The organism is Metapseudomonas otitidis (genome assembly GCF_900111835.1).
Classification (GTDB): Bacteria; Pseudomonadota; Gammaproteobacteria; order Pseudomonadales; family Pseudomonadaceae; genus Metapseudomonas; species Metapseudomonas otitidis.
Genome location: NZ_FOJP01000012.1, coordinates 1 through 20613 on the forward strand (window position 1 = coordinate 1; position 20613 = coordinate 20613).

Genomic DNA, 20613 nt, shown 5'->3' on the forward strand with positions numbered 1-20613 from the left:
CATGCAGGCACACCCAGCCTCAGAGACCAACAACCCGCTGGTCGATATGCAAACCATGACACCAACGCATAAGTTGGACGACCCAGGTATTGGTTTGCGAGACAACGGCCGACGCGTCCTCACGTACTCTGACCTGCGCAGCACCTTCCTCGACCCGGATGGTCGCGAACCAAGTCGCACCATCGAGCTGCACCTTACCGGGCACATGGAGAAATTCTCCTGGTCCTTCGATGGCATCAAGTTCTCTGACGCCGAGCCTCTGCGCCTCAAGTACGGCGAGCGTGTTCGCATCACGCTGGTCAACGACACCATGATGACTCACCCGATCCATCTCCATGGCATGTGGAGCGACCTGGAGGATGCGAACGGCAATTTCCTGGTGCGTAAACACACCATCGACATGCCGCCAGGTTCCAAGCGCAGCTATCGAGTGACTGCCGATGCGTTGGGTCGTTGGGCCTATCACTGCCACCTGTTGCTCCACATGGAAATGGGCATGTTCCGTGAAGTTCGTGTGGATGAGTAAAGGAGATTTCTGATGAGCACTTTTATGAAGCGAAATGCCCTGGCTGGCAGCGCAGTCATGTTCAGCCTATTGGCTGCCCTGCACGCACCGGTTTCGTTGGCAGGTGAGGGGCACAGTGAGCACGAACAACATGCTGCCGAGTCGGCTGTGCCCAAGACCGCCAGTGGCAATCACGCAGATCAGTCGAAGGATAAGGCGGCTGGCCAGCATATGGATCATGGCGCCATGGATCACGGAGACATGAAGCATGACGGCATGAATCACGAAAACATGATGGATAAGCATGGCGGCACCGAAGCCGAAGCAGGTTCGAACCATGACCACTAGGTTTTCACGTCCATCTCTCTTGGCGCTGGCTGTGTCGCTGAGTGCGTTCAGCGGCGGCGTTACTTTGGCTGCGGAAGAAATGGATCATTCGGCAATGGGGCACGGCACCATGTCGATGGACCATAGCCAGATGAGCCACGGCGCTACCAAAGCGCAGATGGAGGGCATGGATCACAGCAAGATGGACCATGGTGCCATGCAGGGTGCTTCGGGCAGCATGGATCATAGCCAGATGGGCCACAGCCAGAGCCAGAGCCAAGAAAAGGCTCCAGCCATGGACCACAGCAAGATGGATCACGGCGCCATGCAGGGTGCTTCGGGCAGCATGGATCATAGCCAGATGGGCCACGGCCAGAGCCAAGAGAAGGCCCAGGCTATGGATCACAGCAAGATGGGGCATGGCGCCATGCAAGGACAGATGGAGGGCATGGATCATTCAAAGATGAACCATGGCTCCGCTGAAGCCCCGAGAACCACCAGCCGTACGCCGATTCCCGTTCTGACGGATGCTGATCGCCAAGCGGCTTTCCCGCCATTACCTGGCCACAAGGTTCACGACAGCGCCATCAACAGTTTTTTCCTGCTCGATCAGCTCGAATACCAGGACGCAGATGAGGGCAGCACCCTGGCCTGGGATGCGTCGGGCTGGGTAGGCGGTGATATCAACCGGGTCTGGTTCCGCTCCGAAGGCGAGCGTACCAACGGCGTGACCGAGGATGCTGAATTACAGCTGCTGTACGGCCGCTCGATCGGCCCTTGGTGGGATGTCGTCGCGGGCGTTCGCCAGGACTTCAAACCGGAGTCGCCGCAGACTTGGGCCGCCTTCGGTATCCAGGGCATGGCGCTTTACGCCTTTGAGGCCGAAGCCACGGCCTTCGTCGGCGAGAATGGCCAAACTGCTGCCCGACTGGAGGGCGAGTACGACATTCTGCTGACCAACCGGCTGATTCTCCAGCCAACTGCCGAAATGAACTTCTACGGCAAGAACGATCCTGAGCGAGGTGTGGGGTCTGGGTTGGCAAATACCGAGCTCGGCTTGCGTCTGCGTTACGAGATTGTCAGGCAGTTTGCCCCCTATATCGGGGTTTCCTGGAGCCGCTCCTATGGCAACACGGCAGACATGGTGCGCGACGAGGGCGGTGATGTAGACGAGGCGCGTTTTGTCGCCGGTATCCGGATGTGGTTTTGAGAACCTGACATGAAAAGAACAATTAAAACTTTGGTGGCGGCCGGCGTGGTCGGTAGCACAGCTGTCCTGGCCGGCGCCTACTTTGGCGTGGTCAACGTGGGGGCCGACGATCCCCATTTTCCTGCAGTGCATGCGTTTCTCACGATGGCCCGTGACCGCTCTATCGAAGTCCGTTCGCGGGACATCGAGGTTCCCAACCTGGATGATCAAGCTCTTATTCGCGCCGGTGCGGGCAACTACAACTCCATGTGTATCGGCTGTCATTTGGCGCCAGGTGTGGCGGAGACCGAGCTAAGCCAATCGCTTTATCCTGCGCCCCCCAACCTCGCCAAGATCGGTGTCGATGGCAATCCGTCAGCAGCGTTCTGGGTGATCAAGCATGGCATCAAGGCAACGGGTATGCCTGCGTGGGGCAAGAGCATGGGAGACGAGTACATCTGGGGCATGGTTGCCTTCCTCAACCAACTGCCGACGATGGATGCCAAGCAATACCAAACACTCGTCGCATCCAGTGGCGGCCATCAGCACGGTGGTGGGGAAACGCAGATGCATAACCATGAAGGACAGCACGGCGACAACAAGCCTGGCCATCATGACAATAGTGGCGGTGGCGATGACCATCATGGATCAGGTGATGCTGGAGAGCCTGGTCATCACGATGCCGCGGCTACGGATAGCGAGGGTGGCTCCGCACCTAAGGCAGGTCACCATTCGGATATGAGTGGCGATGACCACCATGCTGGGGATGAGGCGTCGTCCAACGGAGGTGATCATCACGCCGAGCAGGCTCCGAACGCCTCGCCCAAGACCCACACCCACGCCGATGGCAAAGAGCACGTGCATGAAAGCTAAATATCTGGCCTTGCTGGCCGCTCTCTCCGTCACATCTGCAGTTCAAGCAGCTGATGCCCTGACGATTGATGTCCATCGTGATGCCAATTGCGGATGTTGCAAGAAGTGGATTTCACACCTCGAAGCGAATGGCTTCAAAGTCGTCGACCATGTCGAAAGCAACATGTCGGCAGTGAAGCAAAGTCTGGGCGTTGCGCCGCGGTTGGCGTCTTGTCACACCGCGGTGATTGACGGCAAGTTCGTCGAAGGTCATGTGCCGGCGGCTCAGGTCATCGAGCTCACCAAGCGCGATGATCTCGTGGGCATCGCTGTTCCCGGGATGCCGGCGGGCTCCCCCGGTATGGAAGTCGATGGCGTACAGCATGCCTACCAGGTCATTGGCTTGACCAAGGCGGGGTCTGATCAGGTCGTTGCAGAATATCCCGCTCAGTAGTACTGCCTGCCAGCACGGCCGCTTGTGTGTAGTGGCCGACTCTTTTTCATACGCCCTTTAACCTAAGTAAAAAAGGCGCCCGAGGGCGCCAAGGGCTGTCTCCAAACCAAAGGAGCACTACGAGGGGACAGCAGGACCAAGGCGCGAGCGGGCAATCAACCCGCCCGCTTGCCAGGGTTAGAGAACTTCCAGCGGGTACTCGACAATCAGGCGGACTTCATCCAGATCCGACTCGTAATCGGTCGCGCGAGTGGTCATTTGGCGAACACGGAAAGACATATCCTTCAGTGATCCAGTCTGCACAACGTACTTGGCCCCGATGTCCCGCTCCCAGCGCTTCTGGTTGGTCAACGGATCGCCGTTGTCATCACGGCGCATATAGACTTCGTTGGCCTTGCTGTAGTCGGCATCCCAGCCTTGGGCATATCGAGTCATGAAGCTCAACCCAGGCACACCGAAAGGCTCCATATCCAGGTCATAGCGCACTTGCCATGACTTCTCCTTCGGCGAGTTGAAGTCGCTGTACTGGATGGAGTTGTCGAGGTAGATGGAGTCCGATTGGCGCAAGTAGTCGAAGTCATCATCGCCATTGTTGCGCTGGAGACCCACCAGCACTGTGTGAGCGCCGAATTGGATGCCGACCTTGCCGCTCCAGATGTTGTTATCGAAGCTCCCGAGGAGCTGCTTCCCTTCATCGACCGCCTTGTAGTAGTTCAGCCCGCCGATCAAGGCGACATCGTCCGCAAGCGGGTAGCTCAGCGTGGTGCCCGCGTAATATTGATTCCAGGCATCCTTGAGGCGGCTGGTGTAGAGACTAAAGCCGACGTTGTCATTAAGCGTGTAATCACCACCGAAATAGGCGATCCATGGCGAGTCCACTTCGCCTGCGTAGAAGGTAGCGAAGCCGTCGCGCATGCTGCTGGTATTGGGTTGGCTCATCGAGTGGAGGCGACCACCTTGAAGCGACAGTCCTTCCACGCTGCTGTTGAGCACGGTGATACCTCGGAAACTCTCCGGTAAAAGCCGCGCATCACCGTATTGGACGACAGGGCTGACAGGAAAGACGTCGCCTACCTTGATCTCGGTATCCATGAACCGAGCTTTCACCGCGCCACCCAGTTTGGAGTAGTTATCCTCAGCCTGCCCGAGGCTGTTGTAAGGCAGCACATCGACTGAGCCACCGGCTCCTGAACGGCCGTCGCCGGTGTCAAGTTTGAGTCCTAGCATGGCAAAGGCATCGACACCGAAGCCTATGGTGCCCTCGGTGAAGCCAGACTCGAATCGGCCTATCACGCCATGCGCCCACTCTTCCGAATAGCCATTACCCGAGCTGCTGGACTGGCCTTTGCGGAAGTCACGGTTGAAGTAGAGATTTCGATTGAGGATGGTCAGGCTGCTGCCTTCGATAAATCCCTCGCCTTTCTCGTCGGCGGCCATTGCAGCTTGCCCGGTACTGATGCTCAGAGCGAGTAGAGAAAGTCCTAACAGGGTTCTGTTATTCATAAATGCTCCTGATGTTATTGGCAGTTGTCATTGTGTGGTCGCATATATGTGCCAAGCGCGCCGTGCATAACCAGGCGCGCCTTGGCCATATTTCCACATGCCAAATAACGTCAGGGTGACTTGAAAATTACTTTTCAGTCAGCGCGATGTCATTTATTAGTTTTGGTTCCGGCAACCTGTTCCGGCTGCACGGTATTCAAGAATATTCAGATCGCCGTTGGAGTCCTCGTAGGTCATCTGGGCTGGCATCACATTGCAGCTAGAGTCCGTTGAGGTAGTGGCCACGACCCTGGCGATATCGAGCTTCATGCCGTAGCGGTAATGAATAACTTCAGGCGGATTCTTTCCGTTAGCGGCAGCATACTCTTGCATGGCCTGCTCATTGGCCTGAATCATCCGACCATAAACACGATCAGCGCCGCCTTCTGCCAGAGTGGCAGAGGAAACAACCATAGCGGCAAGGGCTGCAATAACTTTGAGGCTTTTCATGTTTAATCACTCCTTCAAGGTGGTGATTAAAATATATCCGCTCAACCTGTCATAAAAATGAAGTCAAAGTTACATCGCCGTAATGCTTCCTGCCGCGTTACCCGGGCGAGTCAGCTTGGCGCGTGGCTTGCCCGGGTTTGTAAAGCTATAGCTCCTGCGGTGCGCGAACCTTCTGTGTACGCTGCCTTCGCATCAGCCAGTACGCGGCCGGCAAAACCAACATGGACATCAGCGGCGCGGTAATCATGCCGCCGACCATGGGCGCGGCGATGCGCTTCATCACTTCAGATCCGGCACCTCCGCCCCAGAGGATTGGCAACAGGCCGGCGATGATCACGGCCACCGTCATCACCTTGGGCCGCACGCGCAGCACTGCGCCTTCACGAATTGCCTCCAGTAGTGCCGGGTCACCGCTGCGCCCGGCATCCATACGTGCATGCCAGGCATTCTTCAGGTACAGCAGCATGATCACCCCAAATTCCGCCGAGACGCCGGCCAAGGCGATAAAGCCGACCCCAGTGGCAACCGACAGGTTGAAGCCGAACCAGTAGAGCAGCCAGATGCCGCCCGATAGGGCGAAGGGCAGGGTTGCCATGATCAGTAGGGCCTCACCGAAGCGGCTGAAGGTCAGGTAAAGCAGCACGAAGATGATCAACAAGGTCGCCGGTACCACCCAGGCCAGCCGTGCATTGGCGCGCTCCAGGAACTCGAACTGACCGGAGTAGGAGACGGTCATGCCAGCATCGAGTTGTACCTGCTCAGCTACGCGTTGCTGCAACTCGCGCACGGTCGATGCCAGGTCGCGCCCACGGACATCGACATAGACCCAACCGGACAGACGCCCGTTCTCGCTGCGCAGCATTGGCGGCCCTTCGGTCAGACTAACCTGGGCGACGGTGCCCAAGGTGATCTGCTGGCCGGCTTGCGTGAGGATCGGCATACGCCGTAGTGCCTGCGGACTGTCTCGCCACTCCTTGGGATAGCGCAGGTTGATCGGGAAGCGGGCCAGTCCTTCAACCGTCTCACCAATATTGCTGCCGCCGATGGCGCCCGATACCACCGCCTGCACATCGGCGATGCTCAGGCCATAGCGCGCCGCGGCCAGTCGATCGATCTGGATGTCCACGTAACGGCCGCCAGTAAGGCGTTCTGCCAAGGCCGAACTCACCCCAGGCACCTCTTTGGCCACGGCCTCGATATCGCGCGTTATGCGCTCGATGTCGACCAAGGAGGTTCCGGATACTTTCACCCCAATGGGGCTCTTGATCCCCGTCGCCAGCATGTCGATGCGGTTGCGGATGGGCGGCACCCAGATATTGGACAGCCCCGGAACTTTTACCGCGCGATCCAGTTCCTCGATCAGCTTTTCGGGTGTCATCCCCGCGCGCCATTGATCGCGTGGTTTGAACTGCACCGTGGTCTCGAACATTTCCAGCGGTGCTGGATCGGTGGCGGTCTCTGCTCGCCCGGCCTTGCCGAATACCCGTGCCACTTCGGGCACCGTGAGGATCATCCGGTTGGTTTGCTGCAGCAGCTGGGTGGCCTTGCTGGCCGGCAAGCCGGGCAGGGCTGATGGCATGTACAACAAGTCGCCCTCGTCCATCGGCGGTAGAAACTCTCCTCCGAGTCTGCTGAGGGGCCAGAGACTGGACAAAAACACTAGCAAGGCCAGCGCTAGGGTCACCTTAGGCCAAGCCAGCACCCACTCCAGCACCGGCCGGTATGCACCGATCAGCCAACGATTCAAGGGGTTCTGTTGTTCGCTGGGGATATGCCCACGAATCCAATAGCCCATCAGCACCGGTACCAAGGTGATCGAGAGGCCAGCGGCGGCAGCCATGGCATAGGTCTTGGTGAATGCCAGCGGGCCAAACAGGCGACCCTCCTGGGCCTCCAGGGTGAAGACCGGGAGGAAAGACAGGGTGATGATCAAAAGGCTGAAGAACAGCGCCGGCCCGACCTCGGCCGCAGCTTCGCCGATCACCCGCCAGTGCGCCTCGCCCTGAAGCGGTTCACCGGGGTGTCGAGCCTTCCAGGCCTCGATGTGCTTGTGCGCGTTCTCGATCATCACCACGGCGGCATCGACCATGGCGCCGATGGCGATTGCGATCCCGCCGAGCGACATGATGTTGGCATTGACGCCCTGGTAGCGCATGACGATGAAGGCCATCAGGATGCCCAGGGGCAGGGTGATGATCGCGACCAGCGACGAGCGCAGGTGCCAGAGGAAGATCAGGCAAACCAGGGCAACCACCGCGAACTCTTCCAGCAGCTTGTAGCTGAGGTTATCGATGGCGCGGTCGATCAATTGCGAACGGTCATAGGTGGTGACCACCTCGACGCCGGCCGGCAAGCTGCCCTTCAGGCTGTCCAGCTTGGTCTTCACCGCGGCGATGGTATCGCGGGCATTCTTTCCGGAGCGCAAGATGACCACGCCGCCTACCACTTCACCCTGGCCATCCAGCTCGGCAATGCCACGACGCATCTCTGGCCCCAGCTGAATGGTGGCCACCTGACCCAGCAGCACCGGAACTCCGCTGGCCGAAGCCCGCAGCGGCACATTGCGGAAATCCGCCAGGCTCTCTAGATAGCCTGAAGCCCGCACCATGTACTCGCGCTCTGCCAGCTCCAGGATGGCGCCGCCGGTTTCCTGATTGGCGCTCTTCAGCGCCGCTTCGACCTCCTGCTGAGTTACCCCATAAGCCACCAGCTTCTGCGGATCGAGCAGCACTTGGTATTGCTTGACCATGCCGCCGAGGGTGGCCACTTCGGCTACGTTGGGCAGGCTCTTGAGTTCGTACTTGAGGAACCAGTCCTGCAGTGCCCGCAGCTGGGCAAGATCATGCTGGCCGCTGCGGTCGACCAAGGCGTACTGGTAGATCCAGCCCACGCCGGTGGCATCCGGCCCAAGGGTGGTGGTAACACCCTCGGGCAGGCGTTCCTGCGCCTGGTTGAGGTACTCCAGCACCCGCGAGCGCGCCCAGTAGAGGTCGGTGTCGTCCTCGAACAGCACGTAGACGAAGGAGTCGCCGAAGAACGAGTAGCCGCGCACCGTCTTCGCCCCCGGTACCGAGAGCATGGTTGTGGCCAGTGGGTAGGTCACCTGGTTCTCGACGATCTGCGGTGCCTGTCCGGGAAAGCTGGTTCTGATGATGACCTGGGTGTCAGATAGGTCCGGCAGTGCATCCAACGGCGTGTTGCGCAGCGACCAGAGGCCCAGGGCGGTGATGAACAGGGTGGCCAGCAGTACCAGGAAGCGGTTGCCGATCGACCAATGGATCAGGCGCGCGATCATGGCTGGTCTCCTTCCTTGCGGAGCTGCTCGATCAGCAGGCCGGAGTTTGTCTGACGTGCGGCGATGCGTACGTGATCTCCTGGCTTAAGTCCCACAGCTACTTCGGAGCTGACCAGAGGAAAAGCCATGGTCATACCTGGCATATTCAGGCTCTCGAAGGGGCCATGCTCCAGGGTGACTTGTTTCCCGTCCAGTGCGCGAATAACGCCGTGAGACACATGCAGCCCCTCCGTGCTGTCCTGTTCTGCATTGCCGGCCAGGATGCCCTGCAGGCTGGCTTCCGAATCGATGAGGAACTGGCCGGAGGTAACGACCGCCTGACCTTCCTCAAGACCGGAAAACACCTCCAGACGCCCATCGGCCTCGCGGCCCAAGGTGATTTCCTGGGGACGGTAGCGTCCGTCGCCTTCGGCCAGCATCACCAATGCACGCTTCCCGGTGCGAATCACGGCTTCACTCGGCACAAGAAGCGTGGATTGTTCGACGGCACTGTTCAGGCGTACGGCGGCGAACATGCCGGGGCGCAACTTACCGGCAGGGTTGGGTAGCTCGCTGCGTACCGTGAGCGTGCGCGTTTGCGGATCGGCACTCGGCAGCAAGGCTATGACGCGGCCCAGCAGCGGTCGATCAGGAAAGGCCGTCAGGTTGGCGCGGATCTCGTCCCCGACCTGGATACTTCCGGCCATGGCCTCGGGTATCGCCGCATCGAGCCAGACACTGGACAGCCCGTTGATCAACGCCAGATCCTGCCCGGCTTCAACGGTCATCCCGGCGCGTACCTGCAAGGCTTGGAGCTCGCCGCTGATAGGTGTGGTGAGGGTTTGCACTGCCCGCGGTTTGCCGCTGCGGCGAACCTGCTCTATCAACGCTTGTGGCATGCCGAGCAGGCGGAGGCGCTCTTGGGCCGCAGTGATCAAGCGGGCGTCACCGGTACGCAGTACCGCGAGGAACTCCAACTGCGCGGCGGACCACTCGGGAATCAGCAGGTCGACCAGGGGTGTTCCAGCTGGCAGTACATCGCCAGGGGCACGCCCGTAAACCCGCTCGACGAATCCGCCAGCGCGGGCCTGGAGGTTCGCTACCTCTCGCTGGTTATAGGCCAGGGAGCCGACCACCTCGATATCCGAGGGCAGTACACCGCGGATCACCGTCGAGGTCCGCATTCCGAGGTTCTGCACGGCTTGAGCGGGGACGCTCAGGACAGACGGATCTTGCTCGGATCCTGCGTATTTAGGGACAAGCTCCATATCCATGAAAGGTGACTTGCCCGGTTTATCGAAGCGCTGCTCAGGCTGCATCGGGTCGTACCAATAGAGCACCTTGCGCTCGTCCGTCGGTGCGGAGCTAGGCAGTAGCTCGTGTTTGGCTTGCCGCTGGGCCAGCCAGTAGCCACCGCCCGCCGCGCCAATGCCCACGGTCAGCACGGCGACCGCAAAACCAAATGTCGATATCTTCATTTCAGGCCCTCCACATAGGCGTAGTACAGGCTTGCGGAGAGCTGGCTCAACTTGCGCTGTTGTTCAATCTGCCGCAGTTGCGCATCAATCAGGTCGCGCTGGGCAGTAATAACGGATGTGAGCTGGCTGTTACCGGCTTGGTAGGCGGCCAGTTCGAGATCGGCACGTTTGCTTGCAAGCGGGATCAAGGTTTTTTCGGTGCGTGACAAGGTCCTGCGCAGTTGCTCAAGCTCGGCAATACCGCCTTCCAGCTCAGCCTGATGGGCGCGCAGTAATGCTTCCTGCTCGGCTTCCATCTGCGACACGCTTTGTTGTCTGGCGTTGATCTTGGGCCCCTGACGTGTGCCTACGAACAACGGCAGGTCGAAGGTAAATTGCACCATCACCATATCGCCGAACTGGTTGTCGCGATTGTTGTAGGCAAACTCAACACCCCAGTCGGGGGTCTTCTCGGCGATGGCCTCGTTCAGCTCGGCGCTAGCCTCGCCGACTCGGGCGGAGGCAGCGCGCAACTCAGGGTGTGAGGCAATGCGTTGCTGCAGGTGCGGTGCCACCAGGTTCAGACTGGGAACACCTCCTTGCAAAGGCTGGTCAGCCTCGTTGCCTATCCAGCGGCGCAGCTTGGCACGAGCTACTGCCACATCGCGATTCAGTTCATCTCGCCGATCTTGTAACGCCAAAGCTTCCTGGTCGGCCTGCAACAGCTCGCCAGGCTGAGCACTACCGCCGGCAATCAGCGATTGCACGGTCGAGCGGAGCATCTCGATCTGACGGTCCAGTTGATCGAAGAGGCCAACACTGCGTTCGGCGTAGTACACATCCAGCCAGCTCACTGCCGTCTGGCGCTTGATCTCCAACTGCATGGCACGCTGCTCGGCCTCGGCTCGGCCTACTGAAGCCTCGGCCAACTGGCGCCGAGCCTGACGCTTGTCACTGTTGGGGACTTCCTGCATGAACCCAATGCGGCGCATGGTCATGGAGTCACGATTAAGCGTGTAACGGTCAGGGCCTTCGATCGGCAGGTTGTCGATGCCTAGAATCAGCTTGGGATCGGGCAGGGCGTCTGCGGGCTCGACAGCCTGCTGTGCCGATGCCACCTGCGCCTGGCGCGCGAGGTTCTCAGGGGCACTCTGCTCGGCCAGAGCTTGGGCTCGTTCGAAAGTTAGGGGCTGCGCCTGCGCGGCAAGCCAGGGAGCTGCCCAGAATGCGGCAGCCAACACACCGAGAAAGCCACGGCGTGGAAAAAGGAAAGCGGACATGCTTTCGCCTCCAATGCGATTGATCGAAGTCGCGACTACGAAACGTGACCGCGACGATGCGCCTGACTGTAAGGCGCGGGATGATCACTGCATTAGACGAAACGAGGAGGGCGCCAGAGTCCTGCGGGCTCTCGCTTAATCACCGACTGGGTCAGCAATATCTCGGGGCGTGAGGGGAGAGGGGATATGCTCTTGATCACGGTGGTCTGGAGAAGTCCTCCGGTCTTGCATTCCTGGCCGGGTTTGCAAGGGGACTTCTTGGCCACCCCATCAGACTTGTCCATTTGCTCGCAGCACGGAGCATCGGCCATTGCATGGCCCTGATGATCGGCGCTCTGCATCGGGCAAGGTTGTGCCGGCATGCTGAAAGCCACACCGCCGAAGGCCGGCAGCACGAGGCTAGCAATCATTACCAGGATCAATCCAATCCGACGCACAGCAATTCACCAGGCGGGGCGATAGGGCGACGATAGCAGATTGCCCCGGGGCATGAACGCTCGTTTTGGCGATAACAGCACTTCGTTGATTTGGATCAAATAGAGTGTCATGCAGGGTAGGGTGCCAAAAGCAGAGGAACTGTCAGGTGATTGCATCACAGAGTGCCAGCTGGCACGGCAAAGCCTGGGTATCTCCAGGTTTCGGGGTGTTTTTAGGGCAGGTAGGCAATCATGATTGGCATCGCCACATGGCTCACCAGATCACCATTGGTATCAACCGCGACTTGACGGTGACTACATCTGACAGCCACGTCACGGCCCGAGCCATTTGCATTCACGCGGGCGTCACTCATCGAATCGAAGCAGTTGAGGTTATTTCGATTTACCTTGATGCACTTTCTGAGGAGGCACGGGCATTCAATGCCTCTACGAGCATCTTGCCTATCGATGTGCAAAGCATTGTGTCTCTGCAGAGACTGTTGGCAACTCCCTGTATCACCGCACAGCAAATGCGGGGAGCGGTTCGCCAATTTCTTAATCTCACCGATCTGCCGATCATCGATCCACGGCTGCAACTTGTCCTTGAAGCCTTGAACGAGCCCGCCAATGGCAGACAAGAACTGGCAGACCTGATGCACCTGTCGACGACTCGTTTTTCTCATTGGTTTGTTGAACAGACTGGCTTGCCATTGCGCAGCTACCGTAAGTGGCTTCGCCTAGTCGCTGCGTTACAGCTCATTACGGCTGGCCAAAGTCTGACAGGGGCCGCCCATGCTGCAGGATTCTCGGATTCCGCGCACTTTTCCCGCACCTTTCGCAGCCTATTTGGCCTCGATCCTTCGTCAGCTCTGAGCCAGGTCAGTCTCAGCAGCTGAGGTCAGCTTTTTTGTTCAAGCCAGAACCCTGGGGACCGCCTAACGTAGGGGCATCAAGAAGAGGGGGCTGCATGATGAGCAATTGCTTCAGGTTTCTGATCCGCTGGTTCAGCTATCCCGTCATATTTGGCGGTACGGCTGGCTGGATGATCTGGCAGCTTTACGAGGGCGTGCCATATTGGCCCAGCACAGCCCTGATTGCAGTAGTCGGAATTATTCCGGTCGCCATGCTGGAGCGTCTACAACCGTGCCGTCAGAGCTGGCTTACCGACCACGGCGACACACTGACCGATCTGCTTCACCTGATCGTGAATCTGTCCGTCATCCAGTTCACCGCTGCGATTCTGGCTCGACTGGGCGATTGGGTGCCTGATGCCGCTCGCACCTTTCCAACGACTTGGCCGCTCTGGATCCAGTTGCTCATCGTAGCCATGGTTTTGGATCTCAGTCTCTATGCCATGCACCGACTCAGCCACTATGTGCCGTGGCTATGGCGCTTACATGAGCCCCATCACAGTGCAGAGCGCCTCTATTGGATGAATGGCGAGCGTCGACATCCACTACACGCGGCGATCATGGCGGGCCCTGGACTCTTGGTGCTCTTCGCGATGGGGACACCTTCAGCTCTCGTCGCAACCTGGTTTGGCATCCTGACAGTGCATCTCGCATTTCAACATTCCAACCTGGACTACTCGCTAGGCTGGATGCGCAATGTGATTGGCGTCGCGGAGACACACCGCTGGCACCACAAACGGGAGTTCGAAGATGCCCAGGTCAATTTCGGCGAGTTCTTACTGCTGTGGGATCACCTGTTTAGAACCTTCTATGACGCGGCAGAAAAGCTCGGCGATGCCCAGGTAGGACTGCAAGAAGGTGACTACCCGACTGGGTATCGGGCTCAACTGGTAGCTCCGTTTAAGCGGGTTTCACAAGCTAATAGGATTCGCCGTACCCACTCGGCGGGCTAGCACAGGACCGACCTCGCTGGCCGTTCAGTCGAGCCCAAAGTGGGTGTTGGAGCCCAGGTCAAACAGCATGCCTAGCGGGAAGGCCTGAGCCAGCGGGACACAGGTTTTTGGATCTTCACTTCCGGATGCTGAAGAACAAAACAGGTAAAGCGTTCTCCATTTTTGAAGATTAGTGCTGGGAATTTTCTATTTTTAGTTCGGTGTACTTGAGGAGCCTATGAACATGCTTAACATGGGCTATCGTTTAACATAATCTACATTATGGGTTAATTGCGCGTTTCCTGGCTGAGTGATTCCCCAGTGCTTTCCACGCTGCGGATACGCTGGAAATCATCCTTGGCTCGCTCTTCGATCAGTCTTTCGGTTTCTGCGTCGTTACCACGCGGCGATCACTGCCCGGCGCGTTCCTTCATCTGCGCCAGCATGGCCACCAGCAAGTCCTGATGTTCGTCTGCGTCGGATGGCAACCCATCGGCGGCGTACCAGGAACTGTCCGCTTCGTAATGCGGGCCGATGAGGCCGACCGTGCCTTTGCCGTAGGACGAGATTCGCGCGGCGATGCGTCGGGATTTCGTGTAGTACGCCGTCGCCTGGGCGCCAGCCGGGAGCCGGCTGCCGAAATGCGGGCCGGCCTGGTAGTAGACGTCACGCTGCTGGTGGCCTGCGGGCAGCTGGATGGAGATGAACTGCGCCGCGTTGTCCTTCGGGATTTCCTGGTCGACCTCGGCCAGCTCGATCAGGCCAAAGGCCGGGACGCCTTCCTTCTCGTCGGCAAAGCGCCCAGCCAGGTAACCGCCGGCACAGATGCCCAGGTACTGGCCACCCTGGGCGACGAAGTCGCGGATGGCCTGCACCTGGCTGGCGGACAGCTCCGACAAGGTGTCCATGATGTCGTCCGAGCCACCCGGCTGTACGTAGAGATCGGCGTCCTCGAGCACCTCGGCGCCGAGTTGGTCTTCATCCACCAGGCGGACGTCGTAGCGTTCTTTCTGCAACAGTTCAGCGACGGTCTTCGCGCAGCCGTCGCAGGTGCCGGCACCGTCGAAGATCACCGCCAGTTCGGCCTTGGCCAGCAGCGGAAACACCAGGGCCACGGCGGCCAGTACAGTCTTTTTCATCAGCACAGTTCCTTTGTGTGGGAGTGGCACGGGCACTACATGTAACAAACCCGTATGGCGGTTAATCGGTTATGACAGCGTCAATTTACGCAAGCCTTGAGCGTCGACGAGAAGGGGCGCTCCCCTCCTCCCCCTGCCCGTTCACCCGTCTCAAAGGTGCGCGTCGACCTCACTGGCAATGCGCCCCAATGCCAGCCACACCGTGTACTCCCGCTGGAACGGCAGCGCCGCTTCGACGGTGATGTCCAGGCGCGTCAGCCCGCTGAGGATGTCCTTTCGTTCATCCCGGGGCAGGATCGCAACGTGCCGGAATGGCTGCCGAAAGCCCTTCGAGAGCACCAGTGTCGGGGCATCGCCAGTGATTCGAATGGGCAGTGATTCAGCTGAGGCGATGGGCTGCGCCAGGACCGAGAACACCGGGTCGATGCTCTTCTCCAGCTCGACGAAGCCCACCAGGACCAGCAGCACCTGGCGTTGGCTGGGCAATGCCAGCGAGAAGACCGAGCCCACAGGCGCCGTGGTACGAGGCTTCCTGGGCCTGGGCGGCGACACCTTCACAGGCTTTTCCGCCGGCTGAGGGGTCGCCAGCCTGGCTTCGAGCGCTTTGAGGGTCTTGCGACGAGCCGGCACATCCCCGGGCGCATCGCGCTCCCACACGAACAGGTCCCCGCCCGCGCGCAGCAGCGACAGCGCCTTGTCCTTGAGCGTCTCGTCCAGCCGGCCGTACTTCCAGGCCGTGTCGGCCAGGGCGACGTACACCAGGCAGGCCACCTCAGGCTCGCCCAGCCGTGCGGCATGGCGGCCCAGGACCTTCTCGCAGGCCTCACCGTGGGAAAGTCCGTGCTTCAGGTGTTGGACGTAGTCATCCCGCACATCACAGGTCGTGTCATCGGAATACAGCCCCGCCCCCCAGGTGCCCATGTTCGGTCACGCCTGCTCGATGGGGAACGCCAGGATCGCCAGGCGCAGCACGAGGGATGCCGGGCTCGACGTGCTGCCGTCCTTCTCCGTGGGGACATCGGTGGCCGGGGATTGGAAAGGGTTGTCCATGTGCTGCCGCTCCGTGATGAAAGCGGGAAATCTACCGCTCTTCGGCCTCGATCACCACGCCGGAGCGGAACGCCCGGATTGCAGTCCGGGGATTCCGAAAGCCTGGCCGCGCTAGGCGAAATGCCGGTTGGCGACGCGTTCCAGGCCGAGGTTTTCGCGCAGGGTGCGGCCTTCGTATTCGCGGCGGAACAGCCCGACACGCTGCAGCTCGGGGATCACCAGGTCGACGAAGTCCTCCAGCCCGCCCGGCAGGTGGGTGAACAGCAGGTTGAAGCCATCCGCCGCGCGCTCTTCGTACCAGCAGGCCATCTCCTCGACTATCTGGCTCGGCGTGCCCACCAGCAGGCGATGGCCGCCGGCACCGAGCGTGCGCAGCAGCTGCGCGGCGGTGGGCTTCTCGCGGCGGATCAGGTCGATCACCAGTTGCTGGCGGCTCTTGTGGCGCTCGGTGACTGGCAAGGGATCGGGCAATACCACGGGCGCGTCCGGTGGCAGGCGTTCCAGGTCGATGCCGATGTCCACCAGGAAGGACAGCGCCTTGAGCGCCGCCTCCGGGTCCACCAGCGCCTGCAGCTCCTCGTGCTTCTCCTGCGCCTCGCTGGCGGTGCGCCCCACCACCGGGGCCAGGCCGGGGAACACCTTGAGTTCACCCTCCTCGCGCCCGGCCAACGCCAGGCGCTGGTGGATATCGGCATGGAAGGCCTTGCCCTCCTCCAGGGTCTGCTTGGCGGTGAACACCAGCTCGGCGGTGCGCGCCGCCAGGGCGCGACCGGCTTCGGAGGAACCGGCCTGGGCGATCACCGGCCAGCCTTGCAACGGCCGGGGTGCATTCAACGGGCCGCGCACGCGGAAGTGCTCGCCTTCGTGGTCCAGCACGCGCATGCGCGCCGGTTCCAGCCAGGTGCCGGTGGCCTTGTCCAGGGGGAAGGCGTCGTCGGCCCAGCTGTCCCAGAGCCCGGTGACCACCTCGAAGAACTCCCCGGCGCGCGCGTAGCGGTCGGCATGCTGCAGGTGCTCGGCGCGGTTGAAGTTCTCCCCGCCGATCAGCGCCGTCACCAGGTTCCAGCCGGCGCGGCCGCCGGACAGGTGATCCAGCGAGGCGAACTTGCGGGCGATGGTGTAGGGCTCGTTGTAGCTGGTGTTGGCGGTGGCGATCAGGCCGATGTGCCGGGGCGTCACCGCCAGCGCCGGCAGCAGGGTCAAGGGGTCCCAGCGCAGGCTGTAGGCGCTGCTGCGCAGCACACGCGGGTCCAGCTCGCCCACCGCCACGTTGTCGTTGAGGAACAGCGCATCGAAGCGCCCACGTTCCAGGGTCTGGGCGTAGTGCCGGTAGCGCTCGAAGTTGATCGAGGCGTCGGCGTCCGCCCGGGGGTGGCGCCAGCTGCCGGCATGGGCGCCGGAGCCGGAGAGGAAGGCACCCAGGCGCAGGCGACCGTCACGCCTTGCCATGGCTGGGCTCCTGCTCGGCAGCCGCATCGGCGGGCGCGACCACCCGGGCCCGCAGCAGCAGGGCGACGCTGGCCCAGACCAGCAGCACGCTGGCGGCGAGGAACAGCATCACCGCCTGGTAGCCCTGGAGGAAAGCGCCGTGCACCCAGCCCTGCAGCACCTCCGGGGCCTGTGCCAGGTGCGCGCCCAGCAGTGCCACGCCCTGCTCCGGCGCGGCCGCCGCACGGGCCAGCCAGTCGGTATCGGCCGCCACGCCCGTGGAGCCGGCCAGCGCGTGGGCGGCGAATGCGCGGTAGAGGCCCACGCCGACCGCCAGGCCGAGGCCGCCGCCGACGTTGTGCAGGGTCATCAGCGAACCCATGGCCACCGAGCCCACCTGCTGCGGCACCGAGGAGATGCCCAGCACCGTGGACGGCCCGAGGATGCAGGCCCAGCCCAACCCCATCACCGCGAAGGCGCCCAGCAGGTACGGCAGCGAGGTGCCCTCGGCGAAGCCGGCCTGCAGCAAGGCCGACAGGGCGAAGAACAGCAGCCCGGCCTGGATCAGCAGCGCCGGGCCCTTGCGGTCCACCAGCCGCCCCACCACCGGCGACAGCAGCGCCACGCCCAGGGTGGTGGGCAGCAGCAGCAGGCCGCTGGCCTGCACGCTCTCGCCACGGATCAGCGACAGGTACAGCGGCATCACGAAGAAGGCCACGCAGTAGAACAGCGCCAGGCCGAAGCTGGCGGTCACCGCGGCGACGAAGCGGCGGTTGGCGAACAGGCGCAGGTCGACGATGGGCGCACGCACCCGCAGCTCCACCGCGACGAAGGCGATGAAGGCCAGCGCGGCCAGGCCGATCAGGCCCAGGGTGGTGGCCGAGGCCCAGCCCCAGGCGCCGCCCTGGACGATCACCAGCACCAGGCTCGGCAGGCCCGCCAGCAGCAATACGGCGCCGGCCCAGTCGAGTCGCGCGCCGTCCTGCTCGGCACGGGATTCGTCCGCCGCCAGTGCGATGATCGCCAGGCTGAGCAGCACGAAGGGCACGTTGACCAGGAAGATCCACTGCCAGCCGAAAGCGCTGGTGATCACCCCGCCCAGCACCGGTCCCACGGCGAGGCCGACGCCGTTGACGCCGAACAGGATGCCGAAGGCCTTGCCCTGCTCCTCGGCGGCGAAGGTGGCCGAGACGATGGCGCCGGAGGCCGTGTACAGCACCGCACAGGCCAGCCCCTGGGCCACCCGCGCGGCCACCAGGGCATCGATGCTGGTGGCCAGGCCGGCACCCAGGGAGGCCAGGCCGAACACCGCGAGGCCGATGTTCAGCACCCGCCGGCGGCCATGCAGGTCGGCCAGCCGGCCCACCAGCACCATGGTGCTGGAGAGCGCGAGGATGAAGCCGTTGATCACCCATTGCAGGCTTTCCACCGAAGCACCGAGGTCGGCCTGCAGGGCCGGCAGCGCGGTGTTGACGATGGTGAAATCCACGCAGCCGAGAAAACTGGCGATGCTCACACCGAGCAAGGCCCACCATTTGCGTTGCTGTTGCGCAAAAACGCTCATGGGAACTCCTTCCGTCATGACAGGGGGTGGAGGCCGTCGTCCGTGTGGCGTGGGGCCCTGGTTGGGGCGAATTCATTCGCCCAGGTAGACCGCAGGGCTGCGCCCTTTTCGCGGATGAATCCGCTCCTACAGCCGTTTCATCAACCCTCCGGCTGTGTGCCGGGTCGGTTGGCGATGCTGTGCATCGCTGGGCGAATGAATTCGCCCCTACAGGGAACGATCGTGCCGTGTGGGAGCGAATTCATTCGCGATGGGCGGCGCGAGCCGCCCCTAGATGACCTGGCCCTCAGATCGCAATCGCACTCCCCGCCCAGGCCGGGTGCACGGCGCCCGGGAGGGTGAAGGGAATCGGGATGCCACGCTTCTTGAACTTCAGCGGCAGCCAGTGCACCCGGTCCGGCGCGTGGGGCTCGATCAGCAGGCGCCGGGCAGTGGCCATGGCGTCAGTCATCTGCTGCGGGTAGATCACGTAGTCATAGCCCTCCTCCGCCCACAGCGGGAGGATGATCGGCACCTCTTCCAGGATGTACTCGCGGCATTGCGCAGCCGCGCGCTCGACATCGGCGTCCGGGTCGCGCAATCGCAGGCGCTCGATGAACACGCCGATGGTGGCCTCGATGGCGCCGCGCAGGTCCTCGCTCTCGCGATAGAGCTGGTCCACCTGCTGGCGCAGCTCCGCGTAGCGGTCGGAGGCCAGCTCCTGGTTCCAGCGGCTGACCGTTACCGGTGCTTCCAGCCCCGACAGGTAGCGGCGGTTGCGCGCCAGCCAGGCGTCGCCGTCGCGGATCGAGGCGGAGAGCGCCTCCCCCGGCGACTTGCCGTGCTTGTTGTGGCGCTGCAGGGTGTCGGCCACCACCACCTTCACCCGACTGAAGCCGGACTTGTTGATCAGGTGCACGGTGGAGCTGAGCTTCTGCCCCTCGTGGTACTCCTGCCCCACGCTCACCGCCAGCACGCAGCGCTTGCCGGTGAAGTCCAGCTCCTCGCCGCCCTTGTTGAAATAGGCTTTCAGGTTGATCGCTTCCACGTCACTCATGCTGCTTAGCTCCAATAGGCCAGGGGCTGGTCGTCGCCGAAATAACCGATGAATACGCCGAGGGTGATCCGTGTGGCGGTGGCCGAGGGGCGCACTGCGTGGATCAGCCGCGGGTTGAGCAGGATCAGGTCGCCCGGCTCGGGCTTGACCACCACCTCCGGCGGCGGCAGCAGGTGCCGTTCGATGCCGTAGGCACGCGAGCCGCGCAGCCGCTCGTATTCCGCCTCGTCGGGCTGCTGGCCCCAGAACTCCAGTTCGCCGCCGTCCTCCGGGATGGCCAGGTAGACGTTGGCGGACAACTGCGTCAGCAGCTTGGGCTCGTGGTCCTGGGGCGCGTTGCGCTCGAGGTTGTCGGTATGGGGGGTGAGGTCGGTGCCATTGCCGAGGAAGCGGGTGATGCCGACGAAGCACTTCTGCCCGTTCACATCCAGCAGGCGCGCGCCCTTGGGCCAGACCTCGTCGAGCAGCAGGCGCAGCTCGTCGATGGGCGACGCCAGAGGCCGGAACACGTCGCGCACGCGGCGGATGGTGGGCACGGCCTGGGCGTGGTACTCGGCGCGGCTGGCCTCGTCGCCGATCTCGATATAGGCCTTGCCCAGGCGCACGAACTCGTTCTGCTCGCTGAAGGCGCTGCGCAGTTCGTGGCGGCTGAGCCGCTCGCGGGCCAGTTCAACGGTGTCGGCCGGGGCAAAGCCCTTGATGAGGATGCCGTAGTGCCGGGCCTGGATCAGGCCGGCCAGGTGGTCGGCGGTCAGTTCGTCGACCGTGGTGGTGATCAGCATGGTGTTGCCTCGCATGTATCCCTGA

19 protein-coding genes are annotated in these 20613 nt (G+C 61.9%); 7 read left to right on the top strand and 12 right to left on the bottom strand.

All coding sequences use genetic code 11. The features are described 5' to 3' along the window. From BM198_RS16180 to BM198_RS16200, 5 genes are all read left to right on the top strand, one after another. The coding region (locus BM198_RS16180; protein ID WP_167368471.1) for a multicopper oxidase domain-containing protein at positions 1–526 on the top strand (526 nt) is incomplete at its 5' end. 12 nt (positions 527–538) lie between these two features. Then, positions 539–853, top strand: a complete 315-nt coding sequence (locus tag BM198_RS16185; protein WP_009686150.1) for a hypothetical protein — start codon at positions 539–541, stop codon at positions 851–853. Next, positions 843–2042 carry a copper resistance protein B gene (locus tag BM198_RS16190; RefSeq protein WP_047149788.1) on the top strand — a complete coding sequence of 400 codons (1200 nt, stop codon included), beginning with the start codon at positions 843–845 and terminating at the stop codon, positions 2040–2042. Before BM198_RS16185 ends, BM198_RS16190 begins: the two co-directional genes overlap by 11 nt. A 9-nt stretch (positions 2043–2051) precedes the next feature. Then, positions 2052–2894 (top strand): c-type cytochrome, encoded by an 843-nt coding sequence (locus tag BM198_RS16195; RefSeq protein ID WP_003139525.1) that lies wholly within the window; start codon positions 2052–2054, stop codon positions 2892–2894. After that, positions 2884–3327: a DUF411 domain-containing protein gene (locus BM198_RS16200; RefSeq protein ID WP_009686151.1), complete on the top strand. Its 444-nt coding sequence runs from the start codon at positions 2884–2886 to the stop codon at positions 3325–3327. The genes BM198_RS16195 and BM198_RS16200 overlap by 11 nt, the downstream gene beginning before the upstream one ends. A gap of 177 nt (positions 3328–3504) precedes the next feature. Here BM198_RS16200 and BM198_RS16205 read toward each other — a convergent pair whose 3' ends face one another. From BM198_RS16205 to BM198_RS16225, 5 genes are all read right to left on the bottom strand, one after another. After that, positions 3505–4830, bottom strand: a complete 1326-nt coding sequence (locus BM198_RS16205) for an OprD family porin (protein WP_074971344.1) — start codon at positions 4828–4830, stop codon at positions 3505–3507. A 156-nt stretch (positions 4831–4986) separates the two neighbouring features. Further along, positions 4987–5319, bottom strand: a complete 333-nt coding sequence (locus BM198_RS16210; protein WP_003452302.1) for a DUF2790 domain-containing protein — start codon at positions 5317–5319, stop codon at positions 4987–4989. 145 nt (positions 5320–5464) lie between these two features. Then, a complete protein-coding gene (locus BM198_RS16215) occupies positions 5465–8614 on the bottom strand; it encodes an efflux RND transporter permease subunit (protein WP_003452300.1) in 3150 nt (1049 codons plus the stop codon). Then, the gene (locus tag BM198_RS16220) at positions 8611–10071 is read right to left on the bottom strand and encodes an efflux RND transporter periplasmic adaptor subunit (RefSeq protein ID WP_003452298.1); all 1461 of its coding nucleotides are present in this window, start codon (positions 10069–10071) and stop codon (positions 8611–8613) included. The genes BM198_RS16215 and BM198_RS16220 overlap by 4 nt, the downstream gene beginning before the upstream one ends. Then, a complete protein-coding gene (locus tag BM198_RS16225; protein ID WP_003139513.1) occupies positions 10068–11330 on the bottom strand; it encodes a TolC family protein in 1263 nt (420 codons plus the stop codon). Before BM198_RS16225 ends, BM198_RS16220 begins: the two co-directional genes overlap by 4 nt. A gap of 583 nt (positions 11331–11913) precedes the next feature. Between BM198_RS16225 and BM198_RS16235 the strand changes: the two genes are divergently transcribed. Together BM198_RS16235 and BM198_RS16240 are read left to right on the top strand one after the other, a co-directional pair. Next, positions 11914–12642, top strand: coding sequence for an AraC family transcriptional regulator (locus tag BM198_RS16235; RefSeq protein WP_036992910.1), 729 nt, complete (start codon positions 11914–11916; stop codon positions 12640–12642). Between the two features lie 71 nt (positions 12643–12713). Then, entirely contained in the window at positions 12714–13610 is an 897-nt protein-coding gene (locus tag BM198_RS16240) for a sterol desaturase family protein (RefSeq protein WP_228846183.1), read from the top strand. Between the two features lie 389 nt (positions 13611–13999). On the opposite strand, the gene BM198_RS16245 is transcribed toward BM198_RS16240, so the two are convergent. The 7 genes from BM198_RS16245 to BM198_RS16270 form a co-directional block, all read right to left on the bottom strand. Then, entirely contained in the window at positions 14000–14728 is a 729-nt protein-coding gene (locus tag BM198_RS16245; RefSeq protein WP_074971345.1) for a BPL-N domain-containing protein, read from the bottom strand. A 150-nt stretch (positions 14729–14878) separates the two neighbouring features. Beyond that, entirely contained in the window at positions 14879–15649 is a 771-nt protein-coding gene (locus BM198_RS16250; protein WP_074971346.1) for a hypothetical protein, read from the bottom strand. Positions 15650–15655: 6 nt separating this feature from the next. After that, positions 15656–15778 (bottom strand): hypothetical protein, encoded by a 123-nt coding sequence (locus BM198_RS30660; RefSeq protein WP_279626038.1) that lies wholly within the window; start codon positions 15776–15778, stop codon positions 15656–15658. A 111-nt stretch (positions 15779–15889) separates the two neighbouring features. Further along, positions 15890–17227 (bottom strand): LLM class flavin-dependent oxidoreductase, encoded by a 1338-nt coding sequence (locus BM198_RS16255; RefSeq protein ID WP_074971347.1) that lies wholly within the window; start codon positions 17225–17227, stop codon positions 15890–15892. Further along, on the bottom strand, positions 17214–18770 hold the full coding sequence (locus BM198_RS16260) for a DHA2 family efflux MFS transporter permease subunit (protein WP_083422402.1): 1557 nt from the start codon (positions 18768–18770) through the stop codon (positions 17214–17216). Before BM198_RS16260 ends, BM198_RS16255 begins: the two co-directional genes overlap by 14 nt. A gap of 286 nt (positions 18771–19056) precedes the next feature. Then, complete coding sequence (locus tag BM198_RS16265; protein ID WP_044402841.1) at positions 19057–19806, bottom strand: tRNA-dependent cyclodipeptide synthase; 750 nt, start codon at positions 19804–19806, stop codon at positions 19057–19059. A 5-nt stretch (positions 19807–19811) separates the two neighbouring features. Further along, entirely contained in the window at positions 19812–20588 is a 777-nt protein-coding gene (locus tag BM198_RS16270; RefSeq protein ID WP_044403202.1) for a 2OG-Fe(II)-dependent halogenase WelO5 family protein, read from the bottom strand. Between the last annotated feature and the right edge of the window lie 25 nt (positions 20589–20613).

Excerpts from the sequence above, each read along its gene's own strand:
- BM198_RS16185 (WP_009686150.1), top strand. The coding sequence starts at position 539 with ATGAGCACTTTTATGAAGCGAAATGCCCTGGCTGGCAGCGCAGTCATG.
- BM198_RS16190 (WP_047149788.1), top strand. The coding sequence starts at position 843 with ATGACCACTAGGTTTTCACGTCCATCTCTCTTGGCGCTGGCTGTGTCG.
- BM198_RS16195 (WP_003139525.1), top strand. The coding sequence starts at position 2,052 with ATGAAAAGAACAATTAAAACTTTGGTGGCGGCCGGCGTGGTCGGTAGC.
- BM198_RS16200 (WP_009686151.1), top strand. The coding sequence starts at position 2,884 with ATGAAAGCTAAATATCTGGCCTTGCTGGCCGCTCTCTCCGTCACATCT.
- BM198_RS16205 (WP_074971344.1), bottom strand. The coding sequence starts at position 4,830 with ATGAATAACAGAACCCTGTTAGGACTTTCTCTACTCGCTCTGAGCATC.
- BM198_RS16210 (WP_003452302.1), bottom strand. The coding sequence starts at position 5,319 with ATGAAAAGCCTCAAAGTTATTGCAGCCCTTGCCGCTATGGTTGTTTCC.
- BM198_RS16215 (WP_003452300.1), bottom strand. The coding sequence starts at position 8,614 with ATGATCGCGCGCCTGATCCATTGGTCGATCGGCAACCGCTTCCTGGTA.
- BM198_RS16220 (WP_003452298.1), bottom strand. The coding sequence starts at position 10,071 with ATGAAGATATCGACATTTGGTTTTGCGGTCGCCGTGCTGACCGTGGGC.
- BM198_RS16225 (WP_003139513.1), bottom strand. The coding sequence starts at position 11,330 with ATGTCCGCTTTCCTTTTTCCACGCCGTGGCTTTCTCGGTGTGTTGGCT.
- BM198_RS16240 (WP_228846183.1), top strand. The coding sequence starts at position 12,714 with ATGATGAGCAATTGCTTCAGGTTTCTGATCCGCTGGTTCAGCTATCCC.
- BM198_RS16245 (WP_074971345.1), bottom strand. The coding sequence starts at position 14,728 with ATGAAAAAGACTGTACTGGCCGCCGTGGCCCTGGTGTTTCCGCTGCTG.
- BM198_RS16250 (WP_074971346.1), bottom strand. The coding sequence starts at position 15,649 with ATGGGCACCTGGGGGGCGGGGCTGTATTCCGATGACACGACCTGTGAT.
- BM198_RS30660 (WP_279626038.1), bottom strand. The coding sequence starts at position 15,778 with ATGGACAACCCTTTCCAATCCCCGGCCACCGATGTCCCCACGGAGAAG.
- BM198_RS16255 (WP_074971347.1), bottom strand. The coding sequence starts at position 17,227 with ATGGCAAGGCGTGACGGTCGCCTGCGCCTGGGTGCCTTCCTCTCCGGC.
- BM198_RS16260 (WP_083422402.1), bottom strand. The coding sequence starts at position 18,770 with ATGAGCGTTTTTGCGCAACAGCAACGCAAATGGTGGGCCTTGCTCGGT.
- BM198_RS16265 (WP_044402841.1), bottom strand. The coding sequence starts at position 19,806 with ATGAGTGACGTGGAAGCGATCAACCTGAAAGCCTATTTCAACAAGGGC.
- BM198_RS16270 (WP_044403202.1), bottom strand. The coding sequence starts at position 20,588 with ATGCTGATCACCACCACGGTCGACGAACTGACCGCCGACCACCTGGCC.